The sequence below is a fragment of the Paraburkholderia sp. BL25I1N1 genome (assembly GCF_003002025.1).
Lineage (GTDB): Bacteria > Pseudomonadota > Gammaproteobacteria > Burkholderiales > Burkholderiaceae > Paraburkholderia.
In genome coordinates, this window is record NZ_PVZB01000011.1 from 227054 (window position 1) to 239601 (window position 12548).

At 62.9% G+C, this 12548-nt stretch carries 12 protein-coding genes; 6 read left to right on the plus strand and 6 right to left on the minus strand.

Annotation, left to right across the window (positions count from 1 at the left end; translation table 11 throughout):
* Positions 1-15: 15 nt before the first annotated feature.
* A complete protein-coding gene (locus B0G73_RS18370; RefSeq protein WP_106282733.1) occupies positions 16-477 on the plus strand; it encodes a (2Fe-2S)-binding protein in 462 nt (153 codons plus the stop codon).
* Between the two features lie 242 nt (positions 478-719).
* Here B0G73_RS18370 and B0G73_RS18375 read toward each other — a convergent pair whose 3' ends face one another.
* Complete coding sequence (locus B0G73_RS18375) at positions 720-2342, minus strand: FAD-dependent oxidoreductase (protein ID WP_106282734.1); 1623 nt, start codon at positions 2340-2342, stop codon at positions 720-722.
* Positions 2342-3859, minus strand: a complete 1518-nt coding sequence (locus tag B0G73_RS18380; protein ID WP_106282779.1) for a polyamine aminopropyltransferase — start codon at positions 3857-3859, stop codon at positions 2342-2344. The genes B0G73_RS18375 and B0G73_RS18380 overlap by 1 nt, the downstream gene beginning before the upstream one ends.
* 139 nt (positions 3860-3998) lie before the next feature.
* Between B0G73_RS18380 and B0G73_RS18385 the strand changes: the two genes are divergently transcribed.
* From B0G73_RS18385 to speD, 5 genes are all read left to right on the plus strand, one after another.
* A complete protein-coding gene (locus B0G73_RS18385) occupies positions 3999-4385 on the plus strand; it encodes a DUF350 domain-containing protein (RefSeq protein ID WP_106282735.1) in 387 nt (128 codons plus the stop codon).
* A 65-nt stretch (positions 4386-4450) separates the two neighbouring features.
* A complete protein-coding gene (locus B0G73_RS18390; RefSeq protein ID WP_106282736.1) occupies positions 4451-5455 on the plus strand; it encodes an SPFH domain-containing protein in 1005 nt (334 codons plus the stop codon).
* An 11-nt stretch (positions 5456-5466) separates the two neighbouring features.
* The gene (locus tag B0G73_RS18395) at positions 5467-6993 is read left to right on the plus strand and encodes a DUF4178 domain-containing protein (RefSeq protein ID WP_106282737.1); all 1527 of its coding nucleotides are present in this window, start codon (positions 5467-5469) and stop codon (positions 6991-6993) included.
* A gap of 2 nt (positions 6994-6995) precedes the next feature.
* A complete protein-coding gene (locus B0G73_RS40535) occupies positions 6996-7139 on the plus strand; it encodes a hypothetical protein (protein ID WP_181196580.1) in 144 nt (47 codons plus the stop codon).
* Between the two features lie 14 nt (positions 7140-7153).
* Positions 7154-7534: an adenosylmethionine decarboxylase gene (gene speD / locus B0G73_RS18400; RefSeq protein ID WP_106282780.1), complete on the plus strand. Its 381-nt coding sequence runs from the start codon at positions 7154-7156 to the stop codon at positions 7532-7534.
* 87 nt (positions 7535-7621) lie between these two features.
* Here speD and B0G73_RS18405 read toward each other — a convergent pair whose 3' ends face one another.
* Genes B0G73_RS18405 through B0G73_RS18420 form a run of 4 tightly spaced genes read right to left on the minus strand, consistent with a single transcriptional unit; the run spans position 7622 to position 12548 of the window.
* Entirely contained in the window at positions 7622-9148 is a 1527-nt protein-coding gene (locus B0G73_RS18405) for an efflux transporter outer membrane subunit (protein ID WP_106282738.1), read from the minus strand.
* Positions 9145-10191, minus strand: coding sequence for an HlyD family secretion protein (locus tag B0G73_RS18410; RefSeq protein WP_106282739.1), 1047 nt, complete (start codon positions 10189-10191; stop codon positions 9145-9147). The genes B0G73_RS18405 and B0G73_RS18410 overlap by 4 nt, the downstream gene beginning before the upstream one ends.
* On the minus strand, positions 10188-10397 hold the full coding sequence (locus B0G73_RS18415) for a DUF1656 domain-containing protein (protein WP_106282740.1): 210 nt from the start codon (positions 10395-10397) through the stop codon (positions 10188-10190). Before B0G73_RS18415 ends, B0G73_RS18410 begins: the two co-directional genes overlap by 4 nt.
* Before the next feature lie 48 nt (positions 10398-10445).
* Entirely contained in the window at positions 10446-12548 is a 2103-nt protein-coding gene (locus B0G73_RS18420; protein ID WP_106282741.1) for an FUSC family protein, read from the minus strand.

The window sequence follows — 12548 nt, forward strand, 5'->3', positions numbered from 1 at the left end:
CACAGGGAGACAGTCATGGGATCGCTGAACATCAACGGCCGGGCGGTGGCGGTACAGAGCGAACCGGACATGCCGCTTCTGTGGGTGCTGCGTTGCGAACTCGGCATGACGGGCACCAAGTTCGGCTGTGGCGTGGGTATTTGCGGCGCGTGTACGATCCATGTGGACGGCGAACCGAACTTCGCCTGTCAGACGCTCATGTCGAGCCTGCACGCGCAGAAGATCACGACCATTGAGGGTTTGCAGGGTCCGGAAGCACAAGCGTTGAAGGCCGCGTGGATCGATCTCGACGTGGTGCAGTGCGGCTATTGCCAGAGCGCCCAATTGATGGCGGCCTGCGCGCTGCTCAAGCACAATCCCAAACCGACCGACGCGGACATCGACACGGCAATGTCGCACATCGTGTGCCGTTGCGGCACGTACCCACGGGTAAGGGCGGCGATTCACCAGGCAGCGGCAAAGCGTCGGCCTGCGTGACGCCGCCGACGAGTTCCGCGTTCACCCCTAACGAAAGAGTCCGCTGCGCACGCTCAACCTGCCAGCAATTCCACCACGGCGACGACCGCCGTAAAAATGCCGATGCAGCCGCCGAGCGTGGCTGCGCTTTTCATGAATTGCGACATACAGGTCCCCGTAGTGAGTGGTTGGTGACGTGTATTTAACCTGAATTGAAAGGCAAAAGAAAGCTAATAAAAAATAATTCGTAAGCTCTTCATGGATCATCTCAGGACGCGGTTCGCCGCCAGCACACCCCAATAAGACGCCTCTTCGAACAGCGACATGCCCGACAAATCGGCGTGCGCGAACAGGATCGGGCCGTCCACGTCGCGCAAGGCGAGCAACCCCGGACGGCTCAGGAAGCCGACATCCGGCGTGGCCATGGCGTGACCGCGCACGGTGATTTCCAGTGCGGCCGCATGACGCCAAAGCTCGCGGCCATACGCGGGCAGCAGATCGATCGCCGCCTGCGTGCGCAGGTCGTCGGGATGCGCGGCGGCCAGCCAGCGGCGTGTGTCGTCGGGCGTCTTGAGGTCGAGCGCCTGATAGGCCGAAAACACCGAACGCTGCGGCGGCGACAGACGGATCAGTTGATGCGTGGAGACCACGTAGCCGAGACCTTCGCCGCGATACACGACGTTGTCCCACGCGAGCGGCACGCCCTGCGCTTCGTCCGGCATGCCGTCCATCAGGAAATTGGAGACGAGCCACGGCGCGCGCGGGGGCAGATCGCGCGGCGCTTCGAAACCGTAAGCGGCCAGATTCGGTATCACGTGTTGCGCGACGAAGAGCGGCATCGCGCTGACCACGCGACGCGCTTTCAGAACGAACGTAGTGGGCACGTTCTGGTTGTCAATGCGTACGCACAGCACTTCGACGCCGCCGGCTTTTTCATCGACATGCGCGGCAAAGCCCGGTAACGACCACGTGTGTTCATTGCCGACGCGGCGCGTGATCGACGCACTCAATTTGGTCACCATGCTATGCAGCCCGTCGGGCCAGGTCAGTACCGCGCCGTCTTCGGCGTTGCGCGCATGACCGCCGCGCGACGAGAAGTAATGCAAGCCGGCCCACGCGGAGACGCGTTCATAACCCGCGCCGAAATCGTCGCGGCAGGCGTAGTTCAGATACCAGTGCAACGAGGGCGCGTCGTAACCTTCATCCACGAGCCACTGTTTGAACGAGCGCTTGTCCAGCGCACGCCATTTCGGATCCTGCGACGACTGCGTCAGCGGGATGCAGAACACCTTGCGCCCGTCATTGCCGACGGCCGTGCGCAACGCGTCGGTGTAAGAAAAAAAGCGCTGTTGCTGCGCGAGTTCCGCGTGACTCACGCCGAGCGTTGGCACGAGTCCGTCCTGCCATCGGCTGTCGATCAGCAAGCGTTCGTCCGGTGCATGCACCAGCACGCGTTCATCGAATACGGGCCGCGCGGTGAATGGATCGGCTTCGATCACGCCGAGGTCGGCGAGCATGTCGCGCAAGTGCGTCGATTCCATCGACGGCAAGGGTAAATAGTGCGCACCCTTCGGATAACCGAGATCGCCATACTGACCGCCGGCCGCATTACCGCCGAATTCTGGCCCGGCAAGTACGACGAAATCCTTATGCCCCGCGCGCGCGAGTTGCCACGCACACGACAAACCCGCCGCGCCCGCGCCGAGAATCGCGATATCGGTTTCGACCGTGCCCGACGGCGGCGGCAAGCTGCGATGGTCGCGCAATGCGTGGCCTTCGCGCATGCCAGGGCTGTCGACTGTCGGCGTCGTCTCGATCCAGCCGGTGCGGCCGCACCCGGCGAGCGTGGCCGCCGCGCCGGCCAGCAGAAATGTGCGGCGGTCCATCAGCGCAGCACGTGTTTCCAGTCCTCGTCGAAAAGGCGGACGAGCGGCTGGTCGTTCAACTGGTTCGGCGCCATCGGCAACGCGGGCATGTCGGCGGGGAAATGAAACATCTCGACGGCCGTTTGCGCGTCGAGCCAGCGCATGGGCTCTGAGTAGTGCGTCGGGATCGTATAGTCGCGGCGCTTGCCGGCGATCACGAAACCCCAGTCGCCGAACGAGGGCACGTAGCAGTGATACGGCCACGTATTGAAGCCCGCTTCGCGCAGCGTATCGACGATCGTCCAGTACGCGTGCGGTGCGAAATACGGCGAGGTCGATTGAATCACCGCATAGCCGTTCTCCGACAGATGCCGCGCCAGCATGCGATACACCGGCACCGAGTACAGACGCCCCAAACCGAAGTTGGTCGGATCGGGAAAGTCCACCACGATGGCGTCGAACACGTCGACGTTGGATTCGAGCCAGCGCACGGCGTCGTCGTTGATCACGTGCACGCGCGGGTCTTTCAGCGAGCCCCGATTGAGTTTGACGAGCGGCGCGGAATTTGAAAAGAGTTGCGTCATCGCCGGATCGAGATCGACCAGCGTGACGGTTTCGATGTTGCGATGCTTGAGGATTTCACGCACCGCGAGGCCATCGCCGCCGCCGAGCACCAGCACGTGTTTGGCCCACGGCAACGCTTCGAGAGTGGGATGAATCAGCGCTTCGTGATAACGATGCTCATCGCGCGAAGAGAATTGCAGATTGCCGTTCAGGTACAGACGCATATCGTCGTGCCACTGCGTGAGCACGATGCGCTGATAAGACGTGGTTTCGGAAAAGATCGTCTCGTCGCCATACAGGCCGTGCTCGGCCCAATGCGTAAGACGCTCGGACAGCGCGAACCCGGCGCCGAGCAGACTGATCACCAGCGCGGCGCGCGCCAGCTTGGCCGGCACGTTGCTGATTTCCGCGCGAAACGTGTGCGTGGTCCACAACGCGACCAGCGCATTCAGAATGCCGAACAGAAAGCCAGTGCGCAGCAGACCAAGGCGCGGTGCAAGCACGAGCGGAAACAACAGTGAGACGGCAAGCGAGCCGAGATAGTCGAAACTCAAGACATCGCTGACCGTATGGCGAAACGCCTGGCGGCGCTGCTGAAAGGCGCGCATCACTAGCGGAATCTCCATGCCGATCAACGCGCCGAGCACCAGCACCACCGCATAGAGCGCCGCGCGAAACGGCGTGGACAGCCACGCGAACACGCCGAACAGCATGGCCGCCGACAACCCGCCGAGCAATCCGACCAGCAGTTCGATATCGACGAAGCGGTCGAGCACGTCGTCGTCGTCGATGAATTTGGCGAGCCACGAGCCGACGCCCATCGCAAACAGATAGCAGCCGATCACCGACGAGAATTGCAATACCGAGTCGCCGAGCAAATAGCTCGACAACGTACTGCTGATCAGTTCATAACCCAATCCGCATGAAGCGAGAACCAGTACGGAGAGAATCAGCATGCGATTATGCTTATTCATCGCGCTGGGCACTCCGCTCCGATGTGGATATACTGGCGGCGATTTCGCCGAGCCTTCGAACCGCGCTTCTCGCATAATCATGGCCGGCAGAATCGGCATGCGCGACGGCATGCTCGGCATACACAATCCGGGGGAATAAATGGGTGATGCCTTTTCTTATGGGATTCATTTACTGTCGGCGTTTGTGCTGATCCTCGGATTCGCGGCAGTTTACCTTAAGGTCACGCCGTTCGACGAACTGGCCCTGATCCGCGACGGCAACGTTGCCGCGCTCCTTTCCTTTGCCGGCGCACTGATCGGCTTTTGCCTGACGCTTGCCTCGAGCATTGCGCATAATTCCACGCTGATGTTGGTGCTGGTCTGGGCCGTCGGCGCGATGATCGTGCAGGTTGCCACTTACGCATTGCTCACACGTCTGTTGCCCGGCATGAATCAAGCCATTGAAACGCGTAATACGGCAATGGGTGGATTGATGGGCACAGCTTCACTGGTGGTCGGCATTATCAACGCAGCCTGTTTGACCTGATTTGACGTTTAACCCATTTCCACATTAATGCCTGACAAGCGGGCGCCTCGCGCGAGGAGTACACGATGAGTCTCGGTTCGTTTATTCGCAAGCAATTTGTCGACGTCCTGCAATGGACGGAAGATGGCGACGGCGTATTGGCCTGGCGTTATCCAATGGAAGACCAGGAAATCCAGTACGGCGCGCAGTTGACGGTGCGCGAATCGCAAATGGCGCTGTTTATCAACGAAGGGCGCATTGCCGATGTGTTCGGCCCCGGCCTCTACACGTTGACCACGCGCACGCTGCCGGTGCTGACCAGTCTGCGCAATTGGGACAAGCTGTTCCAGTCGCCCTTCAAGTCGGATGTGTACTTCTTCAGCACGCGTCTGCAACTTGGGCGGCGCTGGGGCACGCCGCAACCGGTTACGATCCGCGATCGCGAATTCGGCCTCGTGCAGGTGCGGGCGTTCGGCATATATTCGTACCGCGTGGTGGACGTGCCGTCGCTGCATCGCGAGATCAGCGGCACGCGCGCGGTCTATACCGTAGACGACCTCGAGCAGCAGTTGCGCAATCTCGTTGTCACGGCCATGAGCGTGGCGTTCGGTTCAGCGGATGTCGCGTTCGTGGATATGGCGGCGAATCAGGAAGCGCTCTCGCAGCGTATCGGCCAGGCGCTCGCGCCGGTGTTCGCGCGTTACGGCGTGGCGCTCGATTCGTTCACCGTGCAAAGCGTGTCGTTGCCGGAGGCGCTGCAAAAGGCGCTGGACGCGCGGATCAGCGTGGGTGTAAGCGGCGATCTGAACAAGTTCGCGCAGTACCAGGCCGCGCAATCGATCCCGCTCGCCGCGCAGAATCCGGGCGGCGTAGCCGGTGTGGGCGCGGGTATCGCAGCGGGCGCCGCGATCGCGCAATCCATGACGGGTGCGCTGAATCAGTCTGCTCAAACGCAACCTGCGCAAGCCTCGGCCTCGAACGATTACGTCGAGCGTCTGCAGCAACTCAAGACCCTGCTGGACAAGGGCCTCGTCACCGAAGACGACTATGCGAAGGCGAAAGCCGAAATTCTCGCGAAGCTGACCCAATAAAAACGCACTCGATGTTCAGTACTTCGTGTCCTCAATGCGGCGCGCCGCTCGAATTCCGCTCCGCCGCGGCCGTCATGGCCGTGTGCGGATCGTGCCGTAGCACCCTGCTCAAGCGCGGCGAGGCGGTCGAGCGGATCGGCGAGATGGCCTCGGTATTCGAGGACTATTCGCCGCTGCAACTCGGCGCGACTGGCCGTCATGAGTCGCGCGCGTTCACGCTGCTCGGCCGCATTCAATTGCGTTACGACGCGGGCTACTGGACCGAGTGGTACGCCGCTTTCGACGACGGCTCGTTCGGCTGGCTTTCCGATGCCTCCGGTCAATATGCGGTCACTATCCAACATCAGCTCAACGGCAGCGGCGAAGACTTGCCGCAGTTCGATTCACTGCACCCCGGCGTCGGCCTCGACTTCGCCGGCAAGCGTTATCTCGCGTCGGATATCCGCACGGCCCAATGCGTCGGCGGCGAGGGCGAATTGCCGTTTCGGGTGGGCGACGGCTGGCAGGCGCGCGTTGCAGACTTCCGCTACGAAGACAAATTCATCACGCTGGATTACTCCGACGCCGATCAGCAGTCGGGCAAGCCGGTGGTCTATGCGGGCGCCTCGGTGGAACTGGACACGCTCGCCTGTCAGGGCCTGCGTGACGAAACGGAGATTCGCGAATCGGCCGGCCGTTATCGCGGCGAACTGGGCGCATTCACGTGCCCGAGTTGTGGCGCGTCGCTCGATTGTCCGGTCGGCGTGGCGAACTATGTGATTTGCGGCTCGTGTCACGCGGGCGTCGACTGCAGCACCGAGCAGGCGACGCTGTTCTCAAAGAAGCGCGAAGTCGAAGCGATCGAAACCGCGCTGCAACTCGGTGCGAGCGCGACCTTCGACGGCGTTAAATATATGGCGCTCGGCCTCATGCGTTGTCGCACGCCGGACGGCGAATCGAACTGGGAAGAATATCTGCTGCACAACCTGGAACGCGGATTCCTGTGGCTCGTGCATAGCGAAGGCCGTTGGGAACGCGTGGACGTGCTGAACAACTGGCCGATGATCAGCAAAGACGGTCAGGTGCTCGAAGGCGGCAAGACCTATCGCGAACGCGAGCGTTACGACGCGGTCGTCGCTTACGTCGCCGGCGCATTCAATTGGCGAGTACAAGTGGGCGATAAAACGTCGATCACCGATTTCGCGTGGCGTGACTTCAAGATGACGCGCGAAGTGACGGCCGACGAAATCGTCTGGTCGCGCGCCAAGCCGCTGAGCAATAGCAAGGTTGCCGAACGATTCGGTGTACCGGCTCTGGCGGCGGAAACGGCGAGCCGGCGCGCGCCCCGATCCGGCAGCAGCGGCTCGAAGCCGGCGCGAGAAGGATCGGCGACTGCTGGCTTCGGTCCGTGGCCGTGGATCGCTACCATTGCAATGGTCTTCATCAACTTCAACACGTTATTTGAATTCGACGGCTCGACGGTGCTGGTGATCGTCGGCATGGTGGCTTTGTGGGCGCCGGAGTGGATCTGGCGCGCGTTCCACGAAGAGTCGAGGTGAGTGTGCGGCAATTCTTATATGTGCTTTATGCGCTCGTTGTGATCGTCATGTTCAGTTGCACGTCGATGACCGGCAACGGTGGTGGCGGCGGTTATGGCGGGACGTCCGCGCGCAGCGGCTACTCGTCGTACGGGTCGCACAAGTGAGCGCGGTGACGTCCATGTCCGCGCCCGCTCCCGCTCCGCGTGATGCCTGTGGCACGCATGTGTTGGCGGATCTGGGCGGTATCGCGGTGGACGCGCTGCGCGACGCCGCGGCACTCGAGGTAATTCTGGTGAACGCGGCTAAAGCTGCCGGCGCCCACGTACTCTCCGCGCACTTTCATCACTTTGGCGGCGAGCACGGCGTGACGGGTGTCGTGTTGCTCGCGGAGTCGCACGTCACGATTCATACATGGCCCGAGCATCGCTTCGCCGCGCTCGATATTTTCATGTGCGGCAAAGCGCGTGCTGAAGACGCTGTCGCGCAGATCGCGCGCGAGTTGAAGGCGGAAGTGCAGAACGTGCGCACGTGTGAGCGTGGGGTTGTGTTACTTCGATAGATCGTTCGGCAAAAAGCGGATTGTCTAAAGCGGCCGCATGCTGAGCGGTCCGCATTGGACAGTCAAAATCAGAATCAAAAAAGCCGCTTAAGGCGCTTTCGCTTTTGTTGCAGCCGTTGGCGTCGCCTTGACCGGCACCACAACCGCAGGCGTGGAACCAACGGAAGCGTTCTGCGGATCAACTTCCCAACCGCCGCCGAGCGCGAGGAACAGATTCACCTGATCGATCGCCACCTGGCCGTCCGCAGCCGCGGCCTGAGACTTCGTGGACGTCAGCGTGCGCGTCGCATCCAGATCCGAAATAAACGACTCACGTCCCGCGCGATACAGCCGATGCGTTTCATCCGCCGACTCGGTCGCCGACTTGACCGCGGCACGCAGCGCATCGGCGCGGGCGTAATCCGACGAGTAGGTCGCGAGACTTGTCTCGGTCTCGCGCAACGCGGTCAACACCACACCATCGAACTTTGCCAACGCCACCTGGCTCGATGCCTGCGCTTCACGCACGCGCCCACGCGCGCCGTTCGTGGGGAACTGCCAACTGATTAGCGGACCGAAGCCCCAACGCGCCGTGGGTGACGTGCCGAGGTCTTCCAGAACGCCGGTCAACCCCGCCGACGCTCCGATGCTCACCGTCGGATACAGCGCCCCGGTGGCGACGCCGATCCGCGCCGTGGATGCCGCCAATTGACGCTCGGCCTCGCGCACATCCGGTCGGCGTTTAAGCAGCGCAGCGCCGTCGCCGACCGGAATCGGCTGGCGAAGTTGCGGCAGCCTGTCACAAGCGAGCACGGCCGGCGGCAGATCCGAAGGCGCGCGCGCGAGCAACGCCGCGAGCCGGTACTGCGCGATCTTGCGGCGCGCCGTATAACGCGGAATATCCGCCGACAACGTATCGACCTGGGTCTGCCCACGCGTCACGTCGGGTTGATTGCCGCGGCCTGCGTCGCGCAGGCGGCGCGAGACGTCCACGCGCTGTTTCTGCAGCGCCAGCGATTGCTGCGCGATCCTGAGTTCCTCAGCGGCCGAACATTGCTCCACGTAAGAGCGCACCACGTCCGCCACCACGGTGATTCGCGCGAGATCGGCCGCGGCTTGTACCGACTCGGTGTCCGCTTGCGCCGCTTCCACGCCGCGCCGCAGCTTGCCGAACAGATCGATTTCATACGAGATGCTGATGCCGATGTCGCCTTCGTTGACGACCGGCAGCTTTTCGGTGAGCAGGTATTGCTCGGCGGATTCCTGCGCGCGTTCGATCGCCACCGAACTCTTGCCGGAAAAACCGCCCTGCGCCTGCGCTACGCCCAACGCTTCACGCGAGCGCGCGAGATTGGCCGCCGCGACGCGCAAGTCGGTATTCGATTGCAGCGCTTCGTCGACGAGTCGATTCAGCACCGGATCGTCGTATAGCTTCCACCACACGGGTGGCACGTTCTGGCGCGTGGTCAGCGAGGTGTCCGCGCCTTCGATCGGCGCGTTGGCGAGCGGTGCGTTGATCAACGCCTGTTGCGGCAACGCGTAGTTGGGACCGACGTTCATGCATCCATTGAGCGCAACCGCCAATGGCAGCAACGGCAGCAACGGCAATAAGGGCAGGGCGCGCGACAGCTTCATTGCGAGGCGCCCGATGACGAGACCGCGGCCGACGCCGGCTGTGCAGCCGAACCGGCCGAGCCAGTCGAGCCAGTCGAAACAGCAGACGTAGTAGACGTAGCAGACGTAGCCGACGCGGACGAAGAAGCCGCCACCGCCCCCGACGCCCCCGCATCCGGATGCTTCTTCCCGACAGGCGACAGATCGCGCACCGACACAGTCGCCGTCCGTCCCGCGATCATGCGGAAATCCGCGGGCACTTCATCGAGCGCCACACGCACTGGAATCCGTTGCGCGAGACGCACCCAACTGAAGGCCGGATTCACGTTCGGCAGCAGATTCGAACCTTGCGTGCGGTCCCGATCCTCGATCGCGGCGACGATACTCTGCACATGTCCGCGCAACACCGCCGGTTCGCCCATCACCGTGATATCGACCGGCTGGCCGATGTCGATGCCACCCAGCTTGGTTTCCTCAAAATACCCGTCAACACGGAACGAATGCATATCGACCACCGAGACCACCGCGCGCCCCGCCGCGACATATTCGCCGACGCGCGGCGCGCGGTCGTTCAGATAACCGTCCACCGGGCTCATGATCGTGGCGCGTTGCAGATTCAGTTTCGCGGTGTCGATCGCCACGTTCGCGTCGGCGAGCGCGGCTTCGCCAGCCTCGACGCGCGAGCGGCTTTCTTCCGCCACTTCCGCCGCGACCAGGTTGCCGAGCTTGCGGTTGCGCGCGTCCTCGCGGCGCGCCTGGTCGAGCGTGGCGCGGCGTTGTTGCGCGGTCGCCTGCGCCTGGCGCAGCGCAAGCGTGTAGCGGGCTTGATCGATCACGAACAGCACCTGGCCTTGCTTGACCTGCTGGTTGTCCACCACCTCGACCGACGAAATCAGTCCCGAGATGTCCGGTGCGACCTGGATCACGTCGGCGCGCACGTGTCCGTCGCGAGTCCACGGCGCGAACATGTAATAGCCAATCAGTTTCCACAGCACGAGGGCCGCGGCGACGACGACGATCAGGGTCAGCAGAATTTGACCGACGGAGAACCAGGTTTTTTTCACGTTATTAGTCTGTGCGAAACGACAACGATAAGGCCCAGCACCAGCACATAGATGCCAAGATCGAAGATGGAGCGATGCCAGACGAAGCGGTAAAAGCCGACGCGCGCGAGCACCGTGCGAATGACCAGGTTGATCAGATACGCGACCAACATCAGCACGAGCACGGCCGGCACGAACACGCCGAAAATATCGATTTCACCGATCATCGCGGGAGGTGGGCAAGAGGAAAGGAAATGGCCAACGGCATGAGTGCATCAGGCGGCGGCCTCCGGTTCGGGCGGCGTGGGTGTCGTCAGCGTGGCCGGAAACAGCGAAAGACGCAAGCCGACTAGCGCGTGCAGCGCTTCGCGCAACCGGCGCGCCGAGGTCTGCGCGCTTGGGCTCGGTGCCCCGGCGTTGGCGAGGCCCTGTGCGGTGACACTCGCCACGGCGGCGTCGATCGACGACATCAGGCTCTCCGGCACCGGCTCGCGCTTGCGGCGGTCGACGCAGCTTTCATAGTACTGACGCACGTCGTCGAGCACGTGATCGATCGCGGCCGGCGCGTCGCCGCCCAGATTGGGGGTCAGGCGGCGCAGATCGAGCGCGTTGAGGCCAATGCGCAGATCACGAAAGCTTTCGATCGACGGATGACGATGGTCGTCGGTCGCGGCGAGTCGCGGGATCAACTGCATCAGGCGGTCGAGCATGCGCGCAGCGAGATTGCGCGGATCTTCGATCGGCCGTGTCGATGCCGTGAGCGCCACGTCGGCCCAGCTCGAACGCAACAGGCGGGACGCCGTGAGTTCGGCGCCGAACGGGCGCGTCGCCCGCGTCCACAGATACGCATAAAGCAAGCCGGCGAGGCCCGCGAGATTGCTGTTCAGGAACACCAGAAAATTGGCGTCGTAGGCGTCCTGAATGCTGATGAAAGTGGCCGTGTTCACGGCGACCAGCACCGTGGCCAGGTTGAACTGCGGGCGCGGAATCAGTGTGCCGACGAAGATGAACGGCGCGGCGAACATGATCACCAGCAAGGGAAAGTCATGCACATGCGGCAGCACGACGAACAGATAGACGCCCGCCGCCACCACGCTGATGGCGGTCGCCACGAAGAAGCGGAAGATGAACGGCGCGGGCTCGTCGAGCGCCGCGAAGAAGCAGCATGCCACGGCCGCGAGCGTGACAGCGCTCGCTCCGTCGTTCCACCCCGAGCCGATCCACAAACTGCACGCGAGAACCACGGCCGCCGCGGCCGTGCCCGTGGAGAACAGCATGATGCCGCGATCGTAGAAGCGCTCTGTACCGCCTAGCCGCCAATGACGGAAGCGTGGACGCCACGAGCCTTCTTCCCGTGTGATGATGATGCGCAGCGAGCGGCAGTCCTGCCAGACATCGATCACCTGTTTCATACGCCACAACGCGTTCGAGAGCAGCGCGCCATCCCAGCCCGCGAGCGTGGACGGCGGTGGCTGCATCGCCGCGATGCGCGCACGCAATGCATCGGCCGTCGGGTCCGGGTGATCGCCCTCGCTCACGATGGGCATCGGCTCGTTGAACCATTTGATGACATCGGCGAGCAGGCTTTCCAGCCCGTCGGGCCACGTCTGCCTGCCGCTGTTATAAAGCGCGATCAGCGGATCGGCGAGCGACGACATGATCGGCAGCAGCAACTGCATGCGCCCGCGCAGTTCATGTGCGCGCGCCAATATGTCGGGCCGCGTGTGATCGTAGGCCAACTGGCTGAGCAGCAATTCAAGGCCATTGATGGTGGCCGCGATGCGTTGCCGCGCACCCGAAATGGCCGAACCGGCAATTCGTCCAGAGAGCGTTTCGGTTGCGTAGAACGCGGCGTCGCGAAACCATGCGTCGGTCTGATTGATGATCGTCGGTGCAAGCCGGCTCGGAAACAGCGCGCTGCCGACAATGCTCGCGCAGACGATGCCCAGCGTGATCTCCTCGGTGCGGCTGACCGCGAGGTCGAACACGCCGCCCGGATTGGTCACCGAAGGCAGCGCGATAATCGGCATCGTATAGCCGGCCAGCAGGAACACGTAGCTGCGCGCGGTGCGGTCGGACACCGCCAGATACAGCATCGTGCCGGTCCATAGCGCGACGATCACGCTGAACAGATACGGCGATTCGACGAAGGGCGGCACCAGCAGCACCGCTGCCGAAGCGCCGAGCATGGTGCCGAGCGCACGATAGAGCGCCTTCGAACGCGTGGCGCCGACAAACGGATTCGACACGATGTAGACGGTCGCCATCGCCCAATAAGGCCGTGGCAGTTCGAGCGCGAGGCCGATGTAAAGCGCGATCATCGCCGCGGCAAATGTCTTGACGGAGAACAGCCAGTCGCGAAGGGAAGGGTAGACCAT

Bases quoted from the DNA above. Each gene is read 5' to 3' on its own strand.
- B0G73_RS18370 (WP_106282733.1), top strand. From the start codon at position 16: ATGGGATCGCTGAACATCAACGGCCGGGCGGTGGCGGTACAGAGCGAA.
- B0G73_RS18375 (WP_106282734.1), bottom strand. From the start codon at position 2,342: ATGGACCGCCGCACATTTCTGCTGGCCGGCGCGGCGGCCACGCTCGCC.
- B0G73_RS18380 (WP_106282779.1), bottom strand. From the start codon at position 3,859: ATGAATAAGCATAATCGCATGCTGATTCTCTCCGTACTGGTTCTCGCT.
- B0G73_RS18385 (WP_106282735.1), top strand. From the start codon at position 3,999: ATGGGTGATGCCTTTTCTTATGGGATTCATTTACTGTCGGCGTTTGTG.
- B0G73_RS18390 (WP_106282736.1), top strand. From the start codon at position 4,451: ATGAGTCTCGGTTCGTTTATTCGCAAGCAATTTGTCGACGTCCTGCAA.
- B0G73_RS18395 (WP_106282737.1), top strand. From the start codon at position 5,467: ATGTTCAGTACTTCGTGTCCTCAATGCGGCGCGCCGCTCGAATTCCGC.
- speD (WP_106282780.1), top strand. From the start codon at position 7,154: ATGTCCGCGCCCGCTCCCGCTCCGCGTGATGCCTGTGGCACGCATGTG.
- B0G73_RS18405 (WP_106282738.1), bottom strand. From the start codon at position 9,148: ATGAAGCTGTCGCGCGCCCTGCCCTTATTGCCGTTGCTGCCGTTGCTG.
- B0G73_RS18415 (WP_106282740.1), bottom strand. From the start codon at position 10,397: ATGATCGGTGAAATCGATATTTTCGGCGTGTTCGTGCCGGCCGTGCTC.
- B0G73_RS18420 (WP_106282741.1), bottom strand. From the start codon at position 12,548: ATGGTCTACCCTTCCCTTCGCGACTGGCTGTTCTCCGTCAAGACATTT.